Origin of the sequence: Desulfovibrio gilichinskyi (assembly GCF_900177375.1) — a bacterium.
GTDB lineage: Bacteria > Desulfobacterota > Desulfovibrionia > Desulfovibrionales > Desulfovibrionaceae > Maridesulfovibrio > Maridesulfovibrio gilichinskyi.
The window spans coordinates 238,258-264,387 of record NZ_FWZU01000002.1 but is presented as its reverse complement, the minus strand read 5'-3'; the positions used below and the strand labels follow the sequence as shown (position 1 = coordinate 264,387).

Below are 26,130 nucleotides of genomic sequence, written 5' to 3'. Positions count from 1 at the left end.
GGGTATAATAAGCTTAAATTTTCCTGTTTTAATATTCATTTCAATTGAGTCGACAACTTCATCTTGCCGCCCAGTTATCCTAAATTCCGATATAAAGATTTACCGAAATTTCTCCTTGGTGAGCAGCTTGGGAATGGGGCTTTATAATTATTTCTTACAGCCGTTGCTGCTGCTTGATGTTGTCTTTAATCACAAGTAAACATGGTACTGTGTTCCGAGTGTTGTGGGGTCGCTAGGCCCATATGCTTATCTTCGACATCGGTCAGCTAGTAGTGTCTGGCCGGCCTTCATCATCTTTTAGATTTTATCACCAACATAATGCACATGAAAATTTCAATCTATTTCAGCGGAACATTGAAACAGATGTATGTATAATGGCCCATGTCCTGATGAGTGATATCGTTTACTATTTTGGTAAGAAGAATAAGCCCGAGGCTTTTAAGTTCCTCTTCACTCATTTTATAAACGCTGCAAGCAGATTCCGACACATGCCCGACATCACTATTCAGCCGTGCACCGAAAGAAATTTCTACTTTTATTTTGTTATCCAACATATGCATTTTATATCTGACCATCCCTTGGTTCTGCGCCTGTTCAAGTTCTGAAAGAGCGTGAACAAAAATTTCCTCACAAGCTATCTCAAGATAATTGGAACTTTTGAGACTCATCCCTGATTGAGCGGAAAAGGAGGAAACTTTATTGCGTATGGTCACAATTTCTTCCGCTACAGGCTTAACAAAAAAAAGGATGGAATGCTTAACGCTAAAGCGCGTAAGTATAGTTAATCCAACCGCAATCAGCCCTCCCACGGCAAAACCATTAGTTGTCAGCGGCTGTAGAAACAAAGGAAATGCGTCGGGATAAAACGAATTATTTTCAGCTATAATCCCGAAACATAATGATAATCCGGCAATTACAGCATTACGGTAGTCAAGCTCTGTGGCAAGTATGCGCACTCCTGTGGCAAAAAGATGCGCCACAAGCACAACGCCCACCGCCCCGATAACTTCACCGGGTATTGAATCAAAAAGGTAGGCTGTTTTGGGAGAAAAAATTACGGCCATAAGCATCAGCGCAGCAACTACAGCAACCTTTCTGCTTGCGATGCCGGTCATCTCCATCAGCGGAATATTCGCTGAATGTGACGTGGAAGGCATACCGCCGAGGATGGAAGTTACAGCCATTCCCACGCTGCTTGAATAAAGGCCGCCTTGAATTGCATCAAAATCAGTTCTTTTCTGCCCGGGGTTGACCACTCTTTGCAAGGCCATGGCATCACCCACATATTTAATGCTGGCGACCTGAACCGAAACTATAAATGTAAAATACGCTGTCCAGTGCCCGAGGTTGGTAATATCAAAACAGAACTCAGGCCAATGCATAGGGGGAAGACCAATCCACGGCGCGTTCTGAACCGAGGAAAAATCGACACCGCCTATTAAAGCTTCGACAATAATTCCAGCAGTAAGCCCCATAAAAAGACCCCAAGGTCTTAGCTTCTCTTTTCCAAACCATTCTACAAGAATCATTATTAAAATGGTTATCATCCCTATCATAACATTCAAAAGACCAGCCTGCCCTGCGGAGCCTGCCTCTATCCAGATATTTACAGAATCTTTCAAAAGTCCTGCTATAGCGAGCATGATTATTACCCCGCCTACAGTGGGAGTAAGGATGTGCCGCATAAATCTTATGCCGTAACTAAACAGAATCTGAAACGGAGCGGACATAAGTGACAATGTTGAAAAGAGAGATAGTCCTCCCAAATTTAAGGACGCAGAGGCGCAGGCCATGAACGCACCTGATGTCCCCATATACATGGGCATTCCCAGTCCGAACTGTTTGAATTTATATGGCTGGAGCAGTGTAGATATTCCAGCCCCGAGGGTCGTCATAAAGATAAGATAGTGAGTTTCTTCAGGACTTAATCTGTAGAGCTGAGCCACCATGGCCGGCACAATCATAATCCCGACAAAAACAATGATAATATGCTGCAGGCTGAGAACCGCAGTAATGAGGTGGAAATAAGGACTGGTACTTATCTTACTTTTATTGTCAGCCATAAATGATATTTATTTTAAATATTTACTTTATAACACAATGGAATATAGAAACAAAAATCACCTAAAAGTCAAGTAGTTAAGTTGCTAAAGATGAAAGGGATCTTCTTCATTCTTTCTTCATGTTGACCGTCTATTGTTGTCTCAAAGCGGATAAAGCAGGCACCATCCTCGTACCATCTAAGTCCGAGTACGAACTGTCCAACTTTCTATAAACAGGAATAAATATATGGTTTGCATCGGCCGAACCATAGAGAACCTGAAAGAAGAACTTGAAGACACAGTAGTCGGAGTGTCGTAGGGCTCGCTTTCTCCGTCCTCGTTCTGGCGGGAATAAGTTATTTCGTAGCAGGCTTCATCCTGAAGCCCGTCCGAGAAATAAACAAACAGGCAAAAAGTCAGGAACACATTACCACTCAGGTACTACGCATGGAACGGCTGGTGAAGAGTCTGCTGGATCTTTCATCCCTTGAAATTGAAGCAACTGTCACTAGCGCCACGGCGGATCCGGTCTTGGACTTGCTATAGTGAAAAGGATTATCGAACTTCACAATGGAACTGTTCAATTTAAAAGCCATCCTGACAACTGGACAACTGTTACAGCCTATCTACCTTACCCAAAAGGACGCACTGCGTGCTGAAAAGCAGCTTAGACAATTTCTGACCATCTATTAGAAGCGGTCAATTCTACGCTTCAAGATTTAATACACTATAATTATGTAGTTTTGCCCTGCATCCAATATTTTTTTGTTATTTTTAAAGGCAAAAATGTATCGACAGGAGCTTGACAAAGATCAGATGAAGGCGTTCATATTTATAAATACATTAACCATTTTCCTGTGAGCCTCCAGATATGACCTGACCGTTTAATCAGGCTGTACCCGTCTGTGCACCATTTGTGATAATAACCTCTGGAATTTCCATGTCTTACCTTAAAACTTTGAGTCAGAATTATCAACCAGCTATTATCCGCGTCCTGAAGCGCGGTTATTCTTTTAAACTGTTCGCCAGCGATATCGGGTCCGGCGTTACGGTTGGAATTGTCGCCCTGCCGCTGGCCATGGCTTTCGCCATTGCAGCAGGAGCATCGCCCCAGCAAGGACTGTTCACCGCCCTTGTTGCCGGGTTTATCATTTCAGGGCTCGGAGGCTCGCGTTTTCAAATTGGAGGCCCGACCGGAGCATTCGTTGTTATTGTGGGCACAATCCTTGCCCGCCACGGCTACGACGGGCTTGTGATGGCCATGATTCTGGCGGGGATATTACTTTTTCTCATGGGCCTATTCAATTTCGGGCAATTCCTGAAGTTTATTCCCTACCCAGTCACCGCCGGATTCACGACAGGTATCGCCTTATTAATTGTTACCACCCAGATCAAGGATTTTTTCGGACTCGACTTGCAGCATGTTCCTGCAGCTTTTTACGACCGGATAGTGGCCTGCTATAATGCGTTACCGACTTTTAACAGCGAGGCGTTGGCTCTAAGTGTCGGGACGTTGGTAGTTATGCTTCTTATACGTCGTTTCGTCCCCCGGGTTCCGGCGCACATTGTCGGCATATTCTTTGCCACAGCCGCAGTCTGGATCATGGGCTTACCGGTTGAAACAATCGGTTCCCGCTTCGGGAACATTCCTGCAGTGCTGCCGCATGCGCACATGCCCGTTTTCAGCATGGCCTTAGTGCGGTCGGAACTTCCTGATGCACTCACCATCGCCCTGCTGGCCGGTATTGAATCACTCCTGAGCGCAGTTGTGGCCGATGGTATGACCGGAAGCCGCCACAATTCAACCGTTGAGCTGATGGCGCAGGGACTGGCAAACATCGCTTCCGCTTTTTTTGGAGGTATTCCGGCTACGGGCGCAATAGCCCGCACCGCCACCAATATCCGCGCAGGTGCTTACTCTCCTGTTTCCGGTTTGATTCATGTGGCCACGCTGGCCGCCTTTCTTATGATCTGCTCCGGATTGTTGTATCATATTCCGCTTGCAAGCTTAGCCGCCGTGCTGATTGTCGTTTCTTGGGACATGAGCGAACTGCATCGTTTCAAACGTTTGCTGCACGCTCCAAAGATCGATTCCGCGGTCCTGCTCCTCACCTTCAGCCTGACTGTTTTGGTGGACCTTACAGTTGCCGTTCAAGTTGGAGTTGTGCTGTCAGCATTGCTGTTCATGAAACGTATGAGCGAGGTAAGCGGTGTCTGTGAACTGTCTCTTGAAGACGAATCAATCAATGGTCGAATGCTGGGATGGCATGACAAAATATCGGTGTACGAGGTTGACGGCCCGTTCTTTTTCGGCACGGCACAGAAATTTATCGACACTATGCAGTTCACCCGCGGAGTCCCTTCAGTACTGATCATTCGGCTGGGACATGTGTATCATATCGACGCCACCGCAATCGAAGCTCTGGAATGTGTGATCCTGAAAGCAAACCAGCGCGGCATTGTGGTCATTCTGGCAGAGCTTACAACCGGCACCCACAAGATACTCAGTTCCATGGGAACCAAGCGTCTTATCGGCATGGAAAACATCCTGCCGGACTATCCGGGCGCGATAGAGCGAGCCAAAGCGATTATTAAAAACTTGGAAGAAGAAACTGATACAAAGCTTTAGTACATCGGCACAATCAAGAGTTCAGCAACTATTTATTCTCCGATGTCTTCATTCCAGAGAGTTGGATTATTTTCAATAAAAGTTCTCATTAAATTAATGCAATCTTCATTTTGTAAAACATTAATTTCAACACCATTTTCCAGTAAAGTTTTTTCAGCTCCGAGGTAGTTCACATTCTCACCGATAATGACTTTTTTTATCCCGTATAACAAAATAGCACCGGTACACATGGGGCATGGGGATAATGTGGTGTAGAGTATTGATTCCCGGTAAATGCTGGCGGGTTGCCTTCCCGCGTTTTCCAGAGCATCCATTTCTCCATGTTTGATGACACTACCTTCTTGGATTCGTCTGTTTCTCCCTTCGCCGATTATTTTCCCGTTATGGACCAAGACGGAACCGATGGGAATACCGCCTTCGTTCATTCCGACTCTTGCTTGTTCTAAAGCGGCCTGCATAAATTTATTATTCATCATTATAATCCTTTTGTTTGTATCTTCTATCGGTGACAGGTCTACCTTATACGCAGGACTCGTTTCTCTTTCCACATTTCAATATTTTTAACGATATCTTCACCAATTTCTTTAACTTCTTGAGGAGCTTGTACGTCAAGCCCTAAGTACTGCTTAAGCCCCACGGCGACAGGTTCCAGTGCATTTAAACTGGGTGACGCGACTAACAGGTCTAAAGCTTCTTGCCCGTGACCGAAGGCAGCGGCAAGAGTGAGTATGTCCGTCATCTCTTGAATATTGTTGTTAACCAGTTCAATGTCAGCAAGAACAGTTTGAACATGTGGGAGTGCTTCAAGGATATTACCCTGTAGGGCTAAAGCTCTAGCAAGAGTGCCATGCGTATATTTTTCCCCATCTGTTTTTTCTACACTCTCTCTCGCCCAAGCGACAATTGTAGCCATATCCTCATAGTCGCTTTTGTTCATTTTATCCATCACGGCGCAAGCAATATTATTTAATAAATCGCCCGGCCTATTCGTAGAATTTAAAATATTTTCAAGAGTTTCCATTGAAACATCAGTGCTTCGTATTTTATTGAGGAGGTATGGATTATTACAAAATATATTTTGCTCAATGGCTGCAGCTTTTTTGAGACACTCATATCCTTCACTTTGTCTATTTAAGTCAAAGATAAGGGTGCCCCCAAGAGCAAACCAAGCTGCTACTAAATTAGGAGCTAATTCAATAGCCTTGCGTAAGCATTTAATCCCTTCATCTGACTGGCCTATTTGGACGAGTCTCTCTCCTAAAACCCCCCACCCTTTAGCCTCATTAGAATCTAATTCAACATACCGGCGTAATTTTTCTTCGGCATCATTCCAGTTAGCAGCATTGAGACTCTTGTTGATATCCTTAGCTATTTTAAAAAGTTCTTCATTTTTAACATCCGGCTTGAGCAATTTCTTTACACTATCTGGAAGATCCGGAAGTTCTCGGAAGGCTGGAGATATGGCCTCTCGGAAAAGCTGTAATTTATCTTTTGCTTCTGGATAATTACAAAAAATTTGAAAGGCACGGTAATGATCCTGTCGTTCTCCATCTTTCATTTGGCAGGCTTCGCTGGCGATAATACTCATGGCTTCGTGCAAACGCTCCTGCCCGTAAAATTGACGCATAAAGTATACTACAGCTTTAACTCTGCCATCGTTTTGGCTTCGTCTCATTAAATAATAAATATTGTATAACCGTTCAGCCAGTTGATATCTTTTTTTGCCTTTTTCATTACTCACAACCCGTACACATCCGCGACTTTCCAAACGTTTCAGCTGTGCACTGACCTGACTTGTTGTCATGCGGGCGGCTCTGGCAATTTCACTGGAGAGGCTGTCTTCCCAAAGCGATGCCAAGCACGCGAAGACTTTGCGTTCTTTTGGGGGAAGGCTTTCAAAATTGGACTTAAAATAATCAGTGTGTTCATCTACCAGCAAGGATAAATCATCCATTAATGAGCGAAATGAGCGAGTCGACCCGAATAAAGATAGAATTGTTAATAGACGGGGATTTCCACCTGTAAGAATTTGTACAGCTCTAGCCTGCTTTTCTGTTATGTCTTGCCCTGCCACTTGGCTCCAGACCTTTTGGCATTCTTCGACTGTAAGTCGCGACATATGAAATACGCGAAAAAGCTCGAACATAGCCTGATTCTGATCCGTAATAGCCGCAAAACTGGCGGTGGCTGATCCTAGTAACATTATTCGCGGCTCGTGCATCAGAGTCTCTCGTAATGCCCATGCGTCTATATCTTCAAGCTGTTCACCAAGCATAAGGTTGAGATTCTCAACTACAAGCAATAACCGCTTGCCGCATTTATCCGCAAAGTCAAGTAGCCTAGACAGGCAACGTTCTTGCAGCCTTTTTTCGTCATGTTCTCCAAGCAATTCGTCATAAGCCTTACCCCAGCTGGGATCACCGGTAAGCCCACCGAGATGGTGAAGAGCCTCCAGCCAGAATTCTCCGGCAGAGGCGATTTCATAGCTTTCTTCACCAAAAGGTAAAGGATACCAGAGGTCGCTTAGCTCTTTTTGCTGGCGGATTTCCGCAATCACACGACGAAGTAAAGTTGTTTTTCCACTGCCGCGAGGACCGATTGCAATTACATGTTGGTTATTTTGGTGCGTGTTCTCGCGGATAACTTCCAAAAGAAGTTCAAGAAAACCATGCCGTACAACAAATGAATCTATCAGCTCTTGGTCATTCAAAAAAGATGGATTGTATTTAACAATTTTACCGCTCATAATATTCCCCTATACCGTCTCAAAAAAATCTTTATACTTATTCTCCCACCACTTATGCAGCAGATTTGATACAAATACATATTTACCGGCTTCATTCTTCTTTAAATATCCGTCGCTAACAAGAATCTCGCACAGTCTAGGCAAAATATTAACTCGATCCTCTTTAGAAAACGCGTGACGATCGAACAGTTTACACATCCCGCCTGATTCTACAAATCCTATTACAGCAGCTTGTGTCAAAATACTTTTAGCCAGCTGCAACTCCGCCTTATCAAGCTCTTTATCAAGACGCTCTTCCATATGAACCAATTCGGCATGCCCTCGCGAAGAAATCATTTTTTCTTGGAAAATTTCATTTATGACGCCGGGTTTAAGTGCTGAGGGTTTCGTAAGCAGAATATGTTCTCTGACATTGGCAAAAAAGAGCTGCACGTGATAGGGGATATTGCACCCTAGTAACTCAATCATCCTTCGTGCAGATTCATCAGGCAAATTAAGTTGACGATGGGCTGCAAGAGCATGCAAACAGCTCAACGCTACGGAATCGCGCCATGGTTCCAATCTAAAAGTGGTCAAATGATTCATGTCTGCACTGATTTTCGCTCTGTTCAGCACGGGCTCAAGACCTATGGAACCGGCAAACACCATCGATATTTTACCTTTATACTTTTGTGATTTCTCTCGAAGCCAAGATAAAAAGATATGCACCTCATTTTTACCACGATCAGGAGATTCATCCAGCATACGAGAAATCATAATAGGCAGCTCATCAATAAAAAGCACCACTCTTTTCTCATGATCGGCTAAAATTTCTAGAACTTGGGTTCCTTTATCCTGCCAGTTGTCTTCAGAGACCCCTTCCTTAAATTTTATTTTGAAAGAATCTACACTTATGGAATCTAAATTGTCCTTGGTGGAAGCAAGCATGTTTTTAAAAGGCGAAAGTATTTTACGCCATAATTTGTCGTAAGGCTTAGTAGCAACTGCCACCTTCTTAACCAAATCTGCGGCAGTATTACATGCTTGCAAATCTATATGAAGTGGAATGAACTCATCGGGAAGTCTTTTTGCAGTCTCATGCATAAGGCTCGTCTTACCTATGCGCCGCTGGGCAAGAATAGATACATTTGCACCTTCTACAAGATAATTTTGTAAAAGCTCAAGCTCGTCTTCTCGCCCCCAGAACCTATCGCCGGTAACGTAGTTTCCGATTTCTCCTACAAGTTCATCTTCCATAACATTTCCTTCATGAGGTTTACTTTTAATAGTCGCTACGCTGACAACAAAACAAGTGGCAACATAATTGTTGGCAACAAAATTGTTTTAAGTTTAAACCAAAAAGAGATCAAGCTTTAATCAGAGATTTTATCTTTCTCAAGACTCTTTTCAATTCACTCTGCAAATACCGACATCCTTGACGCGTCCTTTGCTGGTGCACCAAGCTTATCGCCTTCATCTGCCTTACTCTGGGAGAAGCCTGTTGTTTTTAATTTAATAAAAAGTTTTTTTTATAGCTGAGAATGCTTTAATTCATAAGGATAAATATTTATGTTCAGCCAGAAAAAACGACTCAACTTTTTTTTTACACTGCTTATCATATTTACTGCCGCCTATACATTTATCGGATTTGTACCTGCGTCAGCAGACGAAAAACCGGAACTGGTATTTTATAATTGGACTGCATACGTAGGCGAAGGGATTGTTGAAAATTTTGAAAAGACCCGCAATTGCACAATTCGTCAGGAATATTTTCAGTCATCTGATGAACGTGATGAAAACGTTATGCGTAAAGGGGGCAAAGGCTACGATATAATCATGATAAACGGCAATGATGTTACCCCCTACTCACGCCAAAACTGGATTCGCCCGATCGGAACAAATAAAGTTCCAAGCCTTGTACACATGGATAAAAGATGGGTTGAAGCATGGCCCGACACTAAACAATATGCTGTTCCATATTTATGGGGAACAGTAGGCATTGTTTACCGTTCAGATTTAATAGGTGAAGATATTTCCAGCTGGATGCAGTTTTACCAGCCGAAAGAAGCATGGCGCGGTAAAATTATGGTTTTAGATATCCATCGTCTGGGTATCGGACTGGCTCTGAAAGGTCTTGGATACTCAATTAACTCTGAAAACCCTGAAGCTATGGATGCTGCAATCGACATTTAAAAAAAACAAGAACCATATGTGCAAACTTATGGATACTTCAAAACCAATGCAGATTCCGGGATTGTCTCAGGTGAGACATGGATGGGACAAGCGTGGAACGGAGACGCCCTATTACTCCAAAAAAGAAACCCGGACATACGCTACGTCCTCCCCAAAGAGGGCGGTGAAATATGGGTAGACTACATGGTTGTTTCCTCTCATACAAAATATCCTGAGCTGGCGTACGACTTTATAAATTATCTTTCTGAAGCACAAAACAGTGCAAAAGCCGCATTTGAACTTGAATTTGCAACTCCAAATGCTGAAGACCGTAAACTTATTCCCAAGACTATGCTGGAAAACGAGATCATTTACCCAACAGAAAAAAAACTCAAAAACAGTGAAGTTATTAAAAACATCAGCCCACGCATCAAAAGAAAAATGATTGAGGCATGGGTACAGCTAAAAAAATAGACTTGCTTATCAGCACCAATATATACAAACCATAACCTCTGCCGCGGGACTAATCGCTGCTGCGGACAAAGCTTTATACACAGCCAAACAAAATGGCAGAAATCGTGTTGAAGTATATAGTTAGAGAGTTATTAGGGGCTTGCGGTGAGTTTGTTTTCGGCATTTTTGTCATATTGATCAGATGGAAAGGTTTAACAATTAAAGTCCCGCCAGTTATAGGGCTAGACTTTAATTATTCATATTCGAACATAAACATTTAACTGAATAATTAGCTTTAATGTTCTGAACTAAACACGCACTGACTCTCTAGCCATTTCAGTTACATATTCATTTTCAAAATTATATAGAACGACACTAGTTTGTGAAGACTCTTCAGAACTCTGAGGAGTTATTACAACAAAGTTTGTAGTTGTTCTGTTTGGATTATGATCAATCCATGTCCCTGAATTCACATAAATTGTCTTTTCGTCTTTATAGTTTTTAGATGAAAATAATGTAGGAACATGGCTATGCCCAAAAACAACAATTCTTTTATCAGAACCGGCATTCATAAAATACTGAACGCTTGACATACGATCTGTTTCAGCCGCCGAAGCACTTTTATCAATTGCGTTACCAGCATCAAGCGGCACAGGAACATTATTTAGAACACACCTTGCAGCCCAGTTATCCTGAATTCCATTATAAAGATTCACCGAAATTGGCCCTACCCCACCAGGTTGAGAAGGAAGCAGATCATTAACAGAATATGTCGCGGTGAAACCATTAACGTTTGTCACGATAATACTATCGCTAAAAAGGTTTTTTATAGAAAATACGCCTAACGCCCATTTCCACTGCTGCCAATATTTATATAATAAATTTTGGCTTACAGTAGTTAGCGGATCTGTGACAGTTGGTACAACATCAGCTCCATTCGTGCATTTCTGAACTACGTGCAATGCCGCAATTCTTGTAAAGAAATATCCTGGAGGCATTATAGTTCCTGGCGCGGCAACTTGATTCGAAATAGAATCAGGAGCACAAAAGAAATTATAGCGATGACCGTGTTCAATCGCAACTTGAGGACAACCAGTTGGCGAATATGTTCCTAGACCCAACAGCCCAGCATCACGAGCCTGAACTATACCGGGTAGAATGTTTTCAACATTTGCAGCGGTAATAGTTAAGTCATGATTTCCGGGCACGTAAGTTACTGTTATTTTTCCGGCAAAAATAATCCTATTAAATACCGCAATTACATCTTTATTAGCTGCCGCTATACGTTCAACAAAATCAAACTGATTATACCCCTCATAAGTATCTACCGTTGCAGGAACAAACCATTCATCAAGCAAGTCGCCATTAACAACAAGCTCCTTGACGTTAGAGGATGTTTCGATCCGTTCTAGAAAATGCTTAAGGGGAACTAAATTTGTGTTGATTTCCGCATAGGTTAAATCTGCCCCCATGTGAAGATCACTAATAACAACGATCAAATTTCTTTCGTCAGTACCATTATTAAAGGGGTCAGGTCCTTCATCGGTTTGATAGCATGAAGTAAGCAGACAAGCTGGAGCTAGACCTAGCACGGCAGCCGTTGTTGCACTAAATTTCATAAAATCGCGACGAGACACTTCCTTTGATTCTGTGTTTTTTCCTGCATTATAAATATCGGTAAATGACTTCACAGAAACCTATCTCTCTTTTCAAAATTAATATTGTAACATCAAATTTTATCGTAAAATTAGTTAACTAGGACCAAATTGGCGAGAGCAGATGTTAACTACATATATCATGAATTACTACTCAAATAGCAGGCGCACTTTTTTTGGGGTGTAGACCTCAAAGAAAGGGGCAGTGAAGAACCCTGGTAAAAAGAAAGGCATACCGAAACAACTCGATATGCCCTATCAATTGATCAAATTTCCTACCAAAGAAAGGAGATCTATTTATGGATCAAATCTTAATAGATCTGCAAGCTATTCCTTCTGCAAAAGGGGCTACCCCAAACACATCCTGATCCGGCCGAATAATTGGGATATCATTTTGGTCTATTGGCACTTCTGATATCCTTAAGAAAATATGTTTATAATATACAGCTTACCATAACATGGGAAGTCAAATATTTTAAACCCCACCTAATCGATTAGTTTCAACTCATCAATTCTAGCTGTAAAGTTGCTCAGCTAACACCGTGTAAAATGTTGACAGCTCAAACACCATCAAACACCGTTATTACAATTACTTAAACAGTTATCTTAAACACTGCTGTCAACCCAAGGTTCACCACTCGGTTGACCACGCATGAAAAAAGGGACAGCTAGATATTAGTCTAACTATATATTTTTCTTGTAAAATTTGATGGTTGGGCTGAAGAGAATTGAACTCTTGGCTTCGTGAATGAAATTCAAGAGGTGGACTTTATGTCGGCTGAAATAATTGATACATTTATGGAAACGATAGACATGCCTTATTCTCTCATTCAATCATGACTCTCTTCAGGAAGACTGTCAAAAATAGTGATGTTCTCTAATCCTGCATCCCAATTAGCCCTGTTTGCGTGAAAGATGTGGCCATCGGGCCTGACCGGGACATCACTATCGAGGCTTCCCGCTGGAACGACTAGCAAAGTTTCATCCATCTGAATATTCGGGAGAGCGGAGCCGCAATTGATACAAAAACTTTTGATATGTCCTTCCAAATCAAATACACGGACATATTTTTCTCCTGATAACCACCTCAAATCAGCCGTCGAAGAAAATAAATTGGCAGCATGTGCAGAGCCAGAATCCTTCCTACAGCGCTCACAATGACACAGATAGAAATTCTCAAAATCGCCTTCAACCTCAAAAGCCACTTTGCCGCATAGACATGTTCCCTTATGTACCATCGCCTACTCTCCCTATTAGACTTTTGCCTTACCAGTTAGTTCAGCTCCAACCCCATTTCGTTGGACCACAAAGTGCCGCAAAAACAAAGCCACAAAGTAAACCAAATTTGAAGCTCAACCAAGCATAAAAATTATACATCATTTTTGCCATGAGTTGAATGATCTGCTCAGAATCAGCACCCAGAACGGTCGTAGTTGTAAAAAATATATTTTCGGATTGCTTGATAACGGTTGGGAATTTGATCAATCAGGCTTGCGCCCCTTTCTTTGGTGTCGACCCTTTATATGCAACTTATCTTTTGTCGAACAATGCGGATCTGAGTAGCGTAAGTGCGCTCTTAGGGCATTCATCAACGAAGATGACAGCAGATGTATACTGTCACTCCCAGAAGAGTGAGAAGAAACGTGCAGTGAGTTTGTTGCCGGAATTGTAACGTATTCTGATTGATCGATTAGCTTTAAATTAAAGAAGGCCAGTCCTGTTATTGGGCTGGCCTTTTTATGTGATATTTATTCCTTAAGCTTCTTTAACCTTTCTTGCTTCACCCGCAACAATTTAACCCCATCCTTTTTTAAAAAGAATCGATCTGCACATATCACATCTAAATCCATACCTTGCAAAACAGAATTTAAGACTTCTCTTTCCAACAAGACATACGTCAACACTACTTTTTCTGCGATCGTTAGCGACATAAAAACAAAGTTCATAACATCCATTTGAATTTTACTAGCATCATTTCTTATATGTGCTGCTTTAAAAAGATACACTATTTCTGTAAAACAACTGGCATCTGCCAAGCGATCAACCCCTTCATAGGAAGACGCCTTACGATCATCCCTATGAACTCCTATTAAGTGCTCATAAAATTTCACATCTTCCGCATATGTCGGATTTGAACGAATAGAGGTTATTGCCTTAACATAATTTTCAACCTGCATTGAAACAGATTGAACATCAACAGACTTTCTTTGAGATTGTAAAGTAGAGTATAATAAAAGTACCCCTCCTAGTGACCACAGAACACCAACCGTACCCACAAAAAGAGTACCTATCTGAGAAGAAACGTTTAAATCTAATGGAGCTATTTGAAAAACGAACCCTTGAAAATATAAAAAAACAAGGAGAGCGAAACCTACAAGCCCACCAAAAATAATCACATATTTAGCTGAGTTTGCTGCACAATCTGATTCCATACATTATCCACCTTGTCAGGCTATGACATTATACGTTGAATATCAAAATTTAACATACTCATTTACATAATAGAAAAATATTAACCTTAATAATTATTTCTAACTATACACTTCGACGGTTGATTAGCATATTCTGAACAAAAAAAACTGTCTTCACAATACACCGCAGTGACATGTTTTGTTCCACTACTTTTATGAATCCAATATTTTTTCGTAATTAAAACATACTTTCCTGCCACCGGGCACAAACTTTTTTCTACTTCCATAAACTTACTCCAGTAAAAATTTTAAGAAACAAACGCACTTCCACACAATAATAACAATTATAACATACTTAATCGCAAATGTCAAGAATTTGATTGTCATTATCAGTTGTCCAAAATTTCATAATGTTATCCACTCGATCATCCGCATCAAAAAAACCGACTAAGCTTTTACACTTAATCGGTTAGTTTCAACTCATCAATTCTAGCTGTAAACTTACTTAGTTAACACCGTGTAAAATGTTGACAGCTCAAACACCCTCAAACACTGTTATTACAATTGCTTAAACAGTTCTCTCAAACACTGATGTCAACCCAAGGTTCACCACTCGGTTGACCACGCATGAAAAAAGGGACAGCTAGATGTTAGTCTAACTATCCCTTTTTATTGGAAATTTTAATGGTGGAGCTGAAGAGAATTGAACTCTTGGCCTCTTGAATGCCATTCAAGCGCTCTCCCAACTGAGCTACAGCCCCACTCGTTGTGGAAGAGTATTTACAGATTCCTACCCATACTGTCAATACTCTCCTCTATTTAATTTCAATTTTATTCTGAACTTATTGCGGTATTTACCCGTTTTCTGCTGATCCACCGCGAGCTGACCTGTTTCGCTGAATATTTATCTGATTGCCAACTTGACCACTCATTCATTCAGCTGTTGATTAGCCAGCGGACTTAGACTATCTTAATAAAGTTTTTCTAAGAGTCTAACTCTCTACTTTTTCACGAGGTATCATGCTGGATATTGCCTTTAAAATAGCTTCAAAAATAGCTTGGGTCGGCGTTGTCTTCATCGGCATCACTGTTATCAGCTTCTGGGTAATTCATCTTGCCCCCGGCTCACCTACCGATATGCAGACCACCCTGAACCCTAAGGCAACAATAGAGACCCGCCAGAAGCTTGAAAAGCTTTATGGTCTGGATAAGCCTCTGTATATTCAATATGGGCAATGGGTCTCCCGTATGGTCCGCTTCGATTTCGGATTATCGATGTCCGGAGACCATCGTCCTGTGTGGGAACGTATAAAAGAACGGTTGCCTCTTACCTTCGGTATGAATGTGGCTTCACTGTTTCTGACTCTTTTAATAGCTATCCCCATAGGGCTGTACTCGGCATGGAAACAAGGCGGCTGGTTTGACCGCGGAATGACGGTATTTGTCTTCATAGGCTTTGCAATACCGGGCTTCTGGCTCGCTCTTTTGCTGATGCTGCTGCTTGGCATTTACTACCCCATTCTGCCCATATCCGGCCTGACTTCTCTTGATTATGCTCTGCTCTCACCGATGGGTAAATTTTTCGATTTAGCACGCCACCTGACACTTCCCATATTTATTTATACATTCGGAAGTCTGGCTGGGATGTCCCGTTTCATGCGCTCTTCAATGCTGGAAGTGCTCCGGCAGGATTACATCACCACCGCTAAGGCCAAAGGTCTTCCCATGCGGACGGTGCTGTTCAAGCATGCCTTTCGCAACGGATTACTGCCTGTAATCACTCTGCTGGGACTTTCCATCCCCGGGCTTATCGGCGGCAGTGTTATCATTGAATCTATTTTCGCCCTGCCCGGACTGGGGCAACTTTTTTATAACGGGGTTATGTCCCGCGATTACTCACTGATTATGGGCAGCCTTGTACTTGGAGCATTACTCACCCTTGCCGGAAACCTGCTGGCAGATGTGGCATACGGGTTTGCCGATCCTCGCATCCGTGCTGGAGGGAAGGACTAATGCTAAATAAAAAGCCTTTAACTCCACCTACCCGCTTTCAAAAATACGGCATGCTCATTCTTGGGCTTACCCTTGTGGGAACCATTTCAATCGCGGCTATATGTGCCCCTCTGTTAACACACTATGACCCTTTTGCCCTGAATATTGATAATCTGCTGCAAGCTCCGAGCGGTACGCACCTATTCGGGACAGATGCACTGGGCCGCGACGTTTTCGCCCGTATTCTGTATGGAGGAAGGGTCTCACTCTGGGTAGGATTTGTGGCAGTTGGGATTTCCACTGCGATAGGTCTTGTGCTCGGACTGACAGCAGGGTATTTCGGGGGTCTGGTTGATGAAATAATTATGCGCGGCGTTGATGTAATGCTCTGCTTTCCGTCGTTCTTTCTGATTCTGGCAGTTATAGCCTTCCTTGAACCGGGTCTTATGAACATTATGATCGTGATAGGATTCACTTCATGGATGGGCGTTGCCAGACTGGTAAGGGCTGAAACGCTGTCACTTCGAAAACGTGACTTTGTACAAGCCTCAAAGCTGGCAGGAGCCGGACCGATTCGGATTATGGCAACCCATATTTTGCCGAACGCCATTACACCTGTGCTCGTTTCGGCAACACTTGGAGTGGCAGGTGCGATACTGGTAGAATCATCTTTAAGTTTTCTCGGCCTCGGAGTGCAACCTCCTGATCCGTCGTGGGGCAATCTGCTCATGGACGGGAAAGAGGTGCTTGAAATTGCTCCGTGGCTCTCGATCTTCCCCGGAATGGCCATACTTCTAACCGTTCTGGGTTATAATCTACTTGGTGAAGCATTGCGTGACATTCTTGACCCCAGACTGAAACAGTAAACGGAATAATAAATGTTGGAACTGCTTAGAATACGTGACCTTGCTCTGATTGAAGATGCTGAAATCGAATTCGCACCAGGAATGAACGCCCTCACAGGCGAAACAGGAGCAGGTAAATCTTTCATTTTACGCGCCATTGATTTTTTAACAGGGCAGCGCATGAATGCCGATATGGTTAGACCGGGTAAAAAACAGGCTCTTGTTGAAGCTATGTTTATCCACCCCGACGGTCAGGAATCAATTGTCCGCAGAGTCCTTTCCGCGGAAACAGGACGTAGCAAAGTATATGTAAATGACAAACTCAGCTCACAGACAATCATCCGTGAAATGGGCGCGACAATGATTCTGCATACCAGTCAGCATGCACAGCAAAGACTTTTGCAACCCTCATATCAATGCACAATTCTTGATACTTTTCTTAAGGACTCCGCACTTCCCAAAACAAAAGACAATATTTTAAGCTCATTGCGCGAGCTGCTGACCAAAAAAAACGAGCTGAAAAAACGATCCGCAACGCTGCTTGAAAAAAAAGACTTCCTCGAATTCCAGCTTAAAGAAATTGAAGAAGTTGCACCATACCCCGGTGAAGAAGATGAGCTTCTGGAAAAAAAGAATCTGCTCCGCCAGCACGAAGATGCCGGCAAATGTATCCAGAATGCTATGGATATTATGCGGGGCGAACAAGATCTTTCAGGCGGGCTTTCATCCTTATCGTCCGAAATGGAAAGGGTTTGCGACATTTTCCCGGACTATGAAAAAGACAGGGAAACCGTGGTTGAGTTCAAACATTTCATTGACGAACTGGCAATGCGCCTCCGCTCACAGCCGCTCGATTTTGAAATGGAAGAAACTATTGATGACATAGAGGAGCGGCTTTACGACCTTTCGAAGCTTAAACGAAAACTGGGCCGCACTTTAGATCAGATTATGGATATGCAAAAAGAAATTGAGGACAATCTCAACTTTCTTGATTCCTGCACAATTGAACTCGCCCAGATTTCACGGAAAGAAAAAGAACTTGTCGATAAGCTTAGAGTAACTTTGGAGAGTCTTTTCGAGGCCAGAAAAATTGCCGCAACAAAACTGACTTCCCGTATTGAAGCTGAACTCAAAGGATTAGGATTTTCCGAACATGTCCGCGTGGAATTCGAGTTTCAGCCCCATGAGCTTTATCCTGACCTATATGAAATGAGAGGGCGGCTTATGTGGATTCCAAACCCCGGACAAGCTCCTCAGCCACTTGAAAAGATTGCATCCGGCGGTGAACTTTCGCGCTTTATGCTGGCCATTACAGGCTTGCAAAGCGAGACAGATAAACCGACGCTTATCTTCGATGAAATTGACTCAGGAATAGGCGGAACCACACTGAACAGAGTCGGTGAAAAAATGCAGGAACTTGCAAAACGTCAGCAAATGATACTTATCACCCACTGGCCGCAGCTTGCAGAACTTGCGGACAGGCACTTCCTGATTCATAAGGGCGTAGTAAACAAAGAAACTTTCACAACATGCAGACAACTTGATGAAAATGAAATCACAGCAGAGATTTCGCGCATGAAGGGTCAGGAATAAAAGGATATAATATTTTTTAACATTTTAACAAAAAAACTTATTGACGGTACGGCAAAGCAGTAATAGCCTATCCTTTACGTTCTTTGATTTACAAATAACAACACATATTGTTCAAAAGCAGTTAATTTATTGAAGCTTTTTTACAATCATACTCATGAAGAGGGTGCGAGGGATCTGGCCTGTCGACCACCCGGCAACCTGCTGTGTACAGCAAGGTGCCAATGCCTCCTGTATAGGGACCATGAGAGAAGCTTTAGCGTATAATTTTCATTAAAGGCATTTCCAGAAGGAAATGCCTTTTTTTGTTTTAGTGCCTCAGCAGCCTCATTGCAGGCTGCTAATTGGTGGGAAGATTTATGATAATTGCGCGCCCACCTTAAAAACAGATGCCGCTAAAATGCCCATGCCAACGGAAAAAACCCGTTAATCCTTTACAGATTTCAGGGTTTTATTATGCGAACCGCTCCAGGGCATTCAAGGGAGCACCCGCAAACACGGAGATTTTCAACATGACAAACATCGTCAAAAAAGCATCATGCAATCGTCCAGCCGGAGTTATCAAATTTTTATGTAAAGATAACGCCTGTGAACAACTTCCTACAGATTACAGCGACCCTCTTACTCTTCTTGGTGACATTAAAATTTTAAACCTTGATGACGCGCAGAAAAAAGAATTGCGCGACATTCTTAATGAAGAAGTCAGCGAGAGCGGTCCCAAAGAAATATGGGAGAATCGTACATTCCGTAAGAATTTAATTTTATCTTTTGGTAAGGTGGTCTAATACAGTCGGCCACATTCACAAATTAATTTTAAAACATCCGAAAGCTTTTTTAAGGCTCTTTCTGCTCAGAATAAACTCCGGCAGAAAGAGCTTTTTTATGTATAGATAATCCTGCATTGCTTTTGAGCGCATGTATGGTTAAAACCAGTACAGCATTTATTACGTTCGCACTAAAAGGGGAAATCGCATGAAGCTTAGCAGACTTTCAATAATTTTTATTTTACTCGCAGGACTTATTCTTTACACTGCCCCGTCTGCTATGGCGCAGACAAAAACTTTCACTGTAATCAATCATACCGGCAACGTGCTTAGAGTATGGGGCAAAAGCAACGGTTTTGAATTCGGCAGAGTAAAGGCCAGTACAATTACAGACTGCACCTGCAATGCCCTTTATAATAAAGACTGCTTTGACAAAGACGGAAACAAAGCCAAAATAAAACTGGCACTTGAAGATAAAAACGGGCTTGATCTATGGTCAGGAGATACCTGCGTAAAGCTCTATATCGAGCCGGGTGCAAACATTGATGTAACCCTTGACGATGACGGTCGCCATATTAAATGTGCTATTATAAAAGACTCTGAAATCAAAAAGCCTCTCCCCACCTTTGACGAGGCGGACCTCAACAAAGACGGTAAAATTGACGCAAAAGAAGCAGAAGCGATTCAGCTGAAAGTGAACCTTAAAGATTTCGATGCTGACCTAGATAACGAACTGAATCCGAGCGAATTTGACAATGCGGTCAACAAAATTAATGTCTTTAGAGGTGTACCGTTTTAATAAGAAATACTTCGACTGCCGCTGGATAAAAACTTAGTACGAGCTGTTTTATACAGCCGTATCTTTACACAACTTGTTAAAATACAAAAACTTTCTGAAATAATGTTGGAGAACTATTAATGGATATTAAAGCATTTGCTCTCGGTCCCCTTGAAACAAACTGTTACGTAATCACCAATGACAATAAAGCTGTTGTAATTGATCCAGGCGGAGATCCTACCGCTGTACTTGCTTTTTTAAAGAAATCAGGATTTGAACTGGAAAGTATTCTGAACACACATCTGCACTTCGATCACATTGTTGGGAACGCAGCTCTTGCAGAAGCCACTGGCAAAACCATATACGCTGATGAGTCCGGTCTTTCACTTATGAATACACCGTTAGGCGACGGCAGCATGATCGGTATAAAGGTTGCTCCTTTCAAGTCAGAGCATATTAAAATCGGCAAGACTGAGATGGTCGGACTTGAATGTAATGTTCTTTCTACACCAGGGCATGCTCCCGGCAGTTTGACCTTTCATTTCCCTGCTCTTGAGACAGCCTTTGTCGGTGATTTAATTTTCCGCCGTTCCATAGGCAGGACAGACTTCCCCGGCGGAGATCTTGATATGCTTAAAAAGTCAGTTCAGGAAAATATTTTTACTTTGCCGGAGAATACCACTCTTTTATCAGGACACGGCCCGTCAACTTCTGTCGCAGAAGAGAAAAATCACAATCCTTTTTTCAGTGACATGCAATTTTAAAATCTTTCCCTATATTTTAAAATACATTAATAATAATTAAGCTTCACTATCTGTTTTTTTAGTAAATTAGATATATACCCTTGGACATACTCAGGATGGAATACAAATGGATAATAACAATTCACGAACAGTAGACATCCGTAACAAGTGCTGAGGAGTCGGACTGGAGGTAGGTTGGTATCTCCGTTTTGCTAAGACTCAAGAAGTAATTGCTCTGACTGATAAGGGCACGGAACTGCAGTTGTATCACCAACTGGAAATATTGCCTGAATGGTCACTTAAAATTCAGGATAAAGGCGACCATATAAAATCTGTTTTTACGTGCAAATATGCGCGGGGCAAACGTTCAGATGAAAATCTTGCGAACGACAAAAATGAAACTTAAAAAAGACATTAATATAATATGAAACAACCTCCGGTTATTTTTGCATGCAGTCATCACAGAAAAGGAAACAGCGATTTAGCTGCAAACCTTTTTCTTAAAGGTATTCGAAAAGCCGGAGGGAATGCAGAAATAGTTACTCTAGGTGATTTAGATTTACACCACTGTATTGGATGTCTGAAATGCCGCACATCAAAGGACAATCTTTGTATTTTTGCAACCAAAGATGAAGCGCAGGATCTTTACCTTAAAATTATCCATGCACCGTTCACTTTCTTTGCCTCGCCCATATATTTTTACCACCTTCCTTCGCGGCTCAAAACATTCATAGACCGCGGGCAGTGGGCTTTTGAAGCGAGCAGCCAGTCTGCACCTCTATTTAACAATTTAGCTGATCGCCACTCTTACGCATGCTTTGTGGCAGGAAGGCCCAAGGGCGAAAAGCTGTTCGAAGGGGCGGAACTTTCACTGAAATATTTTCTTAAATATTTTAAAACATCCCTTGAACCTGCTATTACTTTCAAGGGAATTGATTTTCCGAACGACCTTAAGAGTCAACCTGATAAATGTGGGATTTTGATTCAGGCTGGAATAGACGCATGGAAAAGGAGCCTTCAGGCATGAGTTGTAAAGATTTATCAAAATTAAAAATTTTAGTTGCAGATGATTCACGTCCTGTCCGGCTTGTACTTAAAACATATCTGGGACAACTTGGATTTGAACCGACTCTTGCTGAGAACGGCACTGAAGCCCTTCAGAAACTCATCACTGAAAAGTTTGACGTAGCGTTTATGGACGTTCACATGCCAGAGATGAATGGAACAGAAGTAGTTTCCAGAATCAGAAATGAAGGGATGACTATACCTGTTTTTGCCATGACCACAGGTGACGATGCAGAGCTGCTCACCAAATGTCTGAATTGTGGATACAACAGCTTTCTGCTTAAGCCGATCATAAAAACAGAGCTGACTAAAATAATTTCAAAGTTAACCGATTCTCACTGATTTTATGATATCCGGTTTTATTTCATATTTTTCGCCGATCGCCGTATTTGAGCGACTGAAGTCTCTCTTTACAGAAAAAAGATGCCCAGTATGCCATACTCCTCATTCAAATAAAAAACTCCTTTGCCCTGACTGTTACGATATAATCATCAATGAATCTGAACATGATGAAACAGCTAAGCAACAGGATATTTACTTTTACGCGCCGTACAGAGGACTGCTTCGCGATTTAATCATAGACTGGAAGTTTAATAACAACTTCGGGTACAGCTCATTACTATCACAATTCGCAGCAAGTGTTGCTGAATCTATTCCTGAAACAATGCGGCCTGACATTATTATTCCGGTTCCTCTGCATCCGTCACGGCTGCGCAAAAGAGGCTTTAATCAGAGCCTCATCATAGCTGAAAGTGTTGCAACAATTTTAGGTGCAAAGCTTTCTGACCGTGCACTCGTAAGAAATCGTAAAACCATTCCGCAAGCCAAACTTTCCAAAGAAAAACGCGCCGATAATCTTAAAAATGCTTTTACGGCAGATAAATCAATCATAGCAGGTAAAACAATTCTGCTGATTGACGATGTCTATACGACCGGATCGACAATTCACGAATGCTCCCGTACATTAATTAAGGCCGGAGCTGTAAAAGTTGAGGTAATGGTTTTGGCAAAAACCCTGCTTTAACCGCTTAATACAGCCTTCCATCACTTTTCGGATTTTTATATCAGACTCAAGAAACGCTCAAACGGAGAATTCATTTTGCCTTTTAAGCTTACCGAATGGGTTAGAATCACACACGGCAACACCCCTGTTTATATCAGACCGGAATCACCAGACTGGTTTGTTCCTACGAAAGCAGGTGACGAACTTCTCCGAAAATTATCTCTAGATGAAAACAGTTGTTTATCTATTGCCGAAGAAAAATTTCTTATGCGGCTGCCGGATGAAGCAACTACCACCTACCACGGCAGAAAAGAACTGCTGCAAACAGGCAATCTCCGTGAGCTTTGGTTCCACCTGACAAATAAGTGCAATATCAGCTGTAATCACTGCCTGTTCGGATCATCACCGACTATATCATCTACTTCTGAACTTGCTACCGAAAGAGTCCTTGAGCTTACCGCACAGGCTGAAAAACTGGGGTGTACACTTTTTGCTCTTACCGGCGGAGAACCGCTGATTCACCCGGGCGCAGATAGAATTATCACAAGAATGCTGGAAATAGAGTCAAGCCATGTGGCAATCCTTTCCAACGGCCTTAATGCAGAAAAATTCTTCTCAAAACACCGCTACGATTTCGAACGCTGCCACCTGCAGATCAGTGTAGACGGCATCAAAGATACACATGATGAAATCAGAGGACAGGGCATGTTTGCGGCTCTGGAAAAGTCCTTACACTGGCTTTCAGCCGAATCAATACCGTTTACACTTTCCATGTGTGTTACAAAGTCTAATGTTACGCAGATGAAAGAAGTAATCGAATTTGCAGCCGAGACCGGAGCTTCTAATGTTCATTTCATGTGGTATTTCGTGCGCGGAAGAGGAAAAGCACAGCGATTTGTTGATTCGGAGACCATCTACACTCACCTGCTTGAAGCAATGGAAGCAAGTGAGCGCACCGGAGTAACAATCGACAATATAGAAGCAATCAAGAGCATGATCTTTGCGCCTTGCGGGACCATTCATGATGGATCTACCGCAGGATGGGAGTCACTTGCCATCGGGCCTGACAACAAAATCTACCCTTCACCGGCCACTGTCGGTATTGATGCGCTTGGTACTCCTATTGATGCGAACCTCGAAGAAAGCTGGCTAAAAAGTCCTGTTCTGACCGCTCTTCGCCAAACAACATGCAAAGATCTTTCCACGCCTTTTAAACTGCTTCTGGGCGGCGGTGATACTGATCACAGCTGGATGCACAGCGGAGAATTTACAGGAAAAGACCCATACGCCAAGTTATATGAAAAAACAGCTCTGAAACTTATCACAGACAAAGCGGCACAAAGCACTGACCATGATTCACCAAGGTTACTGCTCAAAATGGGCGACAGATTAGATAAATGTTCAGACCACGGTAAGGTGGCTCTGACCCATACCAACTGCCTGTTAGCGGTTGCCGGTAAAGACAGCCTTACTATCGTAAAAGATTTTTATACTGCGGCGGCTGATACGGCCAAAGAAGACATCCTGAATCCAGCATGCTACGCGCCAGAGCTGATGGACCACATACCTGAAGAATTCAGGTTCCGTGGATACGGGTGCGGATCTCCTGTTATGGACGCAGAGATCAAATCCGGCGAATACGTTGTAGACCTTGGCAGCGGACGCGGAATTGAATGTTTCATAGCCTCTAAAATGGTCGGACCTTCAGGCAAAGTAACCGGAATAGATATGCTTGATCCCATGCTGGCCCGTTCACGCAGCGGAAAACAAGCGGTCGCGGTAAATCTGGGCTACGACAACATGGACTTTCGCAAAGGATATCTAGAATCTCTCCCGCTCGAAGATAATTATGCAAGCCTGCTGCTTTCAAACTGTGTGCTGAATCTATCCGGTGACAAGCGTAAAACCTTTTCTGAAATGTTCAGGGTTTTGAAACCCGGTGGCAGACTGACTATCTCGGACGTTGTTTGCGAAAGTGAACCCGGTCCTGAAATCCGTAATGACGACACACTGCACGGTGAATGCATCGCCGGAGCACAGACCATTAAAAATCTTGTAGGATTGCTGGACGAAGCCGGATTCAAATCAATCCTTATGCTCAAACGTTTTCCATACAGAGTAGTCGGCGGACATGACTTTTATTCTTTGACCTTTTCAGCTCGCAAACCGTCCACAGAAAAGATGACAAGAATCATGTTCAGAGGTCCGTTTGCAACGGGGCAGACTGCGCAGGGTGAATTACTTGTCCCCGGAACCATTACTGAAGTCCCTGAAGAAGAAGCGCATCAACTTGGAGATCAAGTCTTTATTCTTGATGGAGACGGCAACATATCTAATATGATGGTAGGATCATCCTGCTGCTGCCCTACTCCTGATTCATTTGATAAACCTGCTGATACAGCAGTGTCTGTTCTGCCATCTGCAGGACACGTTGTCAGCATGAAGAATACAACAGGCTGTATGGTCTGCGGAGCGGAACTGACATATCGGACAGAATATGAAAAAAAGATCTGTGCATTCTGCGGAGAAGAACATGAAGCCAACAGTTGCTGCGAAAACAACCACTTTGTCTGCGATAAATGCCACAGCGAAGACGGACTGGAAGTCCTGCCGCATATCCTTATAAGCAGTACAGAAACGGATATGGTTGATCTTCTCATAAAAATTAGGAACCATCCGGCGATTCCTATGCATGGTCCGGAACACCACGCGCTGGTTCCGGGGATTATTGTTGCCGCTTATCGCAACAGCGGCGGAAAAATAAGTGACAAAGTAATTGAAACGGCTATTTCACGCGGAGCCAAAATAGCTGGAGGGTTCTGCGGATTTATGGGAATATGCGGAGCCGCCATAGGGGTGGGTGTCGCAATAAGTGCTATTCTTGAAGCAACTCCTCTGACGCCTGATTCACGATCGACTGCGCAGAAGGGAACCCTTGCTGCTCTTGAATTAATTGCAGATATCAAAGCAGCAAGATGCTGTCAGCGGGACTCGTGGCTGGCTCTTCAGGCCGCGGCGAAGGTGTCAAAGGAAATTCTTGGCTTGCGTATTACGGCAGACAAGCATATGGTCTGCTCCCAAATGGACAGCAATCAGGAGTGCATGGGCAGATACTGCCCGGTAATCCTCAACAATAAAGGGAATCATATTCTTCTTGCTCCAAAACTGAATTTAAGCGTTAATTCTGTTAAAAAAAGTTAATTCGCGCTTGACTTTTGTATCGAGTTACGGATACTTTCCCCTCTCTTATACATGACGGAGGT

General features: G+C 42.8%; 20 protein-coding genes, 1 tRNA gene, 1 pseudogene and 1 riboswitch. Of the genes and pseudogenes, 13 read left to right on the top strand and 9 right to left on the bottom strand.

The window, feature by feature from the left end:
* Positions 1 to 338: 338 nt before the first annotated feature.
* Together B9N78_RS06115 and B9N78_RS18000 are read right to left on the bottom strand one after the other, a co-directional pair.
* Positions 339 to 2,063 carry a uracil-xanthine permease family protein gene (locus B9N78_RS06115; RefSeq protein WP_085099917.1) on the bottom strand — a complete coding sequence of 575 codons (1,725 nt, stop codon included), beginning with the start codon at positions 2,061 to 2,063 and terminating at the stop codon, positions 339 to 341.
* Positions 2,064 to 2,240: 177 nt separating this feature from the next.
* The gene (locus B9N78_RS18000) at positions 2,241 to 2,468 is read right to left on the bottom strand and encodes a hypothetical protein (RefSeq protein ID WP_137982499.1); all 228 of its coding nucleotides are present in this window, start codon (positions 2,466 to 2,468) and stop codon (positions 2,241 to 2,243) included.
* Positions 2,469 to 2,587: 119 nt separating this feature from the next.
* Here B9N78_RS18000 and B9N78_RS18435 point away from each other — a divergent pair, with 119 nt between their 5' ends.
* On the top strand, positions 2,588 to 2,701 hold the full coding sequence (locus B9N78_RS18435) for a hypothetical protein (RefSeq protein WP_425429855.1): 114 nt from the start codon (positions 2,588 to 2,590) through the stop codon (positions 2,699 to 2,701).
* A 281-nt stretch (positions 2,702 to 2,982) separates the two neighbouring features.
* Complete coding sequence (locus tag B9N78_RS06105) at positions 2,983 to 4,671, top strand: SulP family inorganic anion transporter (RefSeq protein ID WP_085099912.1); 1,689 nt, start codon at positions 2,983 to 2,985, stop codon at positions 4,669 to 4,671.
* 32 nt (positions 4,672 to 4,703) lie between these two features.
* Here the strand turns inward: B9N78_RS06105 and B9N78_RS06100 are convergent, their stop codons facing one another.
* The 3 genes from B9N78_RS06100 to B9N78_RS06090 are packed head-to-tail and all read right to left on the bottom strand — an operon-like array spanning position 4,704 to position 8,653.
* Complete coding sequence (locus B9N78_RS06100; RefSeq protein ID WP_245805482.1) at positions 4,704 to 5,144, bottom strand: nucleoside deaminase; 441 nt, start codon at positions 5,142 to 5,144, stop codon at positions 4,704 to 4,706.
* Between the two features lie 41 nt (positions 5,145 to 5,185).
* Positions 5,186 to 7,417: an ORC-CDC6 family AAA ATPase gene (locus B9N78_RS06095; RefSeq protein WP_085099909.1), complete on the bottom strand. Its 2,232-nt coding sequence runs from the start codon at positions 7,415 to 7,417 to the stop codon at positions 5,186 to 5,188.
* Positions 7,418 to 7,426: 9 nt separating this feature from the next.
* Positions 7,427 to 8,653, bottom strand: a complete 1,227-nt coding sequence (locus B9N78_RS06090) for an ATP-binding protein (protein ID WP_085099906.1) — start codon at positions 8,651 to 8,653, stop codon at positions 7,427 to 7,429.
* Positions 8,654 to 8,965: 312 nt separating this feature from the next.
* Between B9N78_RS06090 and B9N78_RS18315 the strand changes: the two are divergent.
* A pseudogene (locus B9N78_RS18315) lies at positions 8,966 to 10,042 on the top strand (ABC transporter substrate-binding protein).
* Between the two features lie 287 nt (positions 10,043 to 10,329).
* On the opposite strand, the gene B9N78_RS06075 reads toward B9N78_RS18315, so the two are convergent.
* The 4 genes from B9N78_RS06075 to B9N78_RS06055 form a co-directional block, all read right to left on the bottom strand.
* Complete coding sequence (locus B9N78_RS06075) at positions 10,330 to 11,712, bottom strand: metallophosphoesterase (protein ID WP_085099896.1); 1,383 nt, start codon at positions 11,710 to 11,712, stop codon at positions 10,330 to 10,332.
* A gap of 794 nt (positions 11,713 to 12,506) precedes the next feature.
* Positions 12,507 to 12,914, bottom strand: a complete 408-nt coding sequence (locus B9N78_RS06070) for a GFA family protein (protein WP_085099894.1) — start codon at positions 12,912 to 12,914, stop codon at positions 12,507 to 12,509.
* 510 nt (positions 12,915 to 13,424) lie between these two features.
* A complete protein-coding gene (locus B9N78_RS06060; protein WP_085099888.1) occupies positions 13,425 to 14,108 on the bottom strand; it encodes a hypothetical protein in 684 nt (227 codons plus the stop codon).
* Between the two features lie 664 nt (positions 14,109 to 14,772).
* Positions 14,773 to 14,848, bottom strand: a tRNA-Ala gene (locus B9N78_RS06055).
* 259 nt (positions 14,849 to 15,107) lie between these two features.
* Here B9N78_RS06055 and B9N78_RS06050 point away from each other — a divergent pair.
* From B9N78_RS06050 to B9N78_RS06005, 10 genes are all read left to right on the top strand, one after another.
* Positions 15,108 to 16,100: an ABC transporter permease gene (locus B9N78_RS06050; protein ID WP_085099885.1), complete on the top strand. Its 993-nt coding sequence runs from the start codon at positions 15,108 to 15,110 to the stop codon at positions 16,098 to 16,100.
* Complete coding sequence (locus tag B9N78_RS06045; RefSeq protein WP_085099883.1) at positions 16,100 to 16,945, top strand: ABC transporter permease; 846 nt, start codon at positions 16,100 to 16,102, stop codon at positions 16,943 to 16,945. The genes B9N78_RS06050 and B9N78_RS06045 overlap by 1 nt, the downstream gene beginning before the upstream one ends.
* Before the next feature lie 12 nt (positions 16,946 to 16,957).
* Positions 16,958 to 18,517 (top strand): DNA repair protein RecN, encoded by a 1,560-nt coding sequence (locus tag B9N78_RS06040; protein ID WP_085099880.1) that lies wholly within the window; start codon positions 16,958 to 16,960, stop codon positions 18,515 to 18,517.
* A gap of 149 nt (positions 18,518 to 18,666) precedes the next feature.
* Positions 18,667 to 18,765: riboswitch (SAM riboswitch) on the top strand.
* 261 nt (positions 18,766 to 19,026) lie between these two features.
* On the top strand, positions 19,027 to 19,299 hold the full coding sequence (locus tag B9N78_RS06035; protein WP_085099877.1) for a hypothetical protein: 273 nt from the start codon (positions 19,027 to 19,029) through the stop codon (positions 19,297 to 19,299).
* 187 nt (positions 19,300 to 19,486) lie between these two features.
* Entirely contained in the window at positions 19,487 to 20,077 is a 591-nt protein-coding gene (locus B9N78_RS06030; RefSeq protein ID WP_085099874.1) for a hypothetical protein, read from the top strand.
* 119 nt (positions 20,078 to 20,196) lie between these two features.
* On the top strand, positions 20,197 to 20,820 hold the full coding sequence (locus B9N78_RS06025; RefSeq protein WP_085099871.1) for an MBL fold metallo-hydrolase: 624 nt from the start codon (positions 20,197 to 20,199) through the stop codon (positions 20,818 to 20,820).
* 403 nt (positions 20,821 to 21,223) lie between these two features.
* Positions 21,224 to 21,826, top strand: a complete 603-nt coding sequence (locus tag B9N78_RS06020; protein WP_085099868.1) for a flavodoxin family protein — start codon at positions 21,224 to 21,226, stop codon at positions 21,824 to 21,826.
* Entirely contained in the window at positions 21,823 to 22,206 is a 384-nt protein-coding gene (locus B9N78_RS06015) for a response regulator (protein ID WP_085099865.1), read from the top strand. Before B9N78_RS06020 ends, B9N78_RS06015 begins: the two co-directional genes overlap by 4 nt.
* Positions 22,207 to 22,210: 4 nt before the next feature.
* On the top strand, positions 22,211 to 22,888 hold the full coding sequence (locus B9N78_RS06010; protein ID WP_085099863.1) for a ComF family protein: 678 nt from the start codon (positions 22,211 to 22,213) through the stop codon (positions 22,886 to 22,888).
* Positions 22,889 to 22,963: 75 nt separating this feature from the next.
* Positions 22,964 to 26,068 (top strand): DUF5714 domain-containing protein, encoded by a 3,105-nt coding sequence (locus B9N78_RS06005; RefSeq protein ID WP_085099860.1) that lies wholly within the window; start codon positions 22,964 to 22,966, stop codon positions 26,066 to 26,068.
* Positions 26,069 to 26,130 lie beyond the last annotated feature (62 nt).

What these genes read in the sequence shown, in the direction of transcription:
- B9N78_RS06115 (WP_085099917.1), bottom strand. Translation starts at nt 2,063, where the DNA reads ATGGCTGACAATAAAAGTAAGATAAGTACCAGTCCTTATTTCCACCTC.
- B9N78_RS06105 (WP_085099912.1), top strand. Translation starts at nt 2,983, where the DNA reads ATGTCTTACCTTAAAACTTTGAGTCAGAATTATCAACCAGCTATTATC.
- B9N78_RS06100 (WP_245805482.1), bottom strand. Translation starts at nt 5,144, where the DNA reads ATGAATAATAAATTTATGCAGGCCGCTTTAGAACAAGCAAGAGTCGGA.
- B9N78_RS06095 (WP_085099909.1), bottom strand. Translation starts at nt 7,417, where the DNA reads ATGAGCGGTAAAATTGTTAAATACAATCCATCTTTTTTGAATGACCAA.
- B9N78_RS06090 (WP_085099906.1), bottom strand. Translation starts at nt 8,653, where the DNA reads ATGGAAGATGAACTTGTAGGAGAAATCGGAAACTACGTTACCGGCGAT.
- B9N78_RS06070 (WP_085099894.1), bottom strand. Translation starts at nt 12,914, where the DNA reads ATGGTACATAAGGGAACATGTCTATGCGGCAAAGTGGCTTTTGAGGTT.
- B9N78_RS06060 (WP_085099888.1), bottom strand. Translation starts at nt 14,108, where the DNA reads ATGGAATCAGATTGTGCAGCAAACTCAGCTAAATATGTGATTATTTTT.
- B9N78_RS06050 (WP_085099885.1), top strand. Translation starts at nt 15,108, where the DNA reads ATGCTGGATATTGCCTTTAAAATAGCTTCAAAAATAGCTTGGGTCGGC.
- B9N78_RS06045 (WP_085099883.1), top strand. Translation starts at nt 16,100, where the DNA reads ATGCTAAATAAAAAGCCTTTAACTCCACCTACCCGCTTTCAAAAATAC.
- B9N78_RS06040 (WP_085099880.1), top strand. Translation starts at nt 16,958, where the DNA reads ATGTTGGAACTGCTTAGAATACGTGACCTTGCTCTGATTGAAGATGCT.
- B9N78_RS06035 (WP_085099877.1), top strand. Translation starts at nt 19,027, where the DNA reads ATGACAAACATCGTCAAAAAAGCATCATGCAATCGTCCAGCCGGAGTT.
- B9N78_RS06030 (WP_085099874.1), top strand. Translation starts at nt 19,487, where the DNA reads ATGAAGCTTAGCAGACTTTCAATAATTTTTATTTTACTCGCAGGACTT.
- B9N78_RS06025 (WP_085099871.1), top strand. Translation starts at nt 20,197, where the DNA reads ATGGATATTAAAGCATTTGCTCTCGGTCCCCTTGAAACAAACTGTTAC.
- B9N78_RS06020 (WP_085099868.1), top strand. Translation starts at nt 21,224, where the DNA reads ATGAAACAACCTCCGGTTATTTTTGCATGCAGTCATCACAGAAAAGGA.
- B9N78_RS06015 (WP_085099865.1), top strand. Translation starts at nt 21,823, where the DNA reads ATGAGTTGTAAAGATTTATCAAAATTAAAAATTTTAGTTGCAGATGAT.
- B9N78_RS06010 (WP_085099863.1), top strand. Translation starts at nt 22,211, where the DNA reads ATGATATCCGGTTTTATTTCATATTTTTCGCCGATCGCCGTATTTGAG.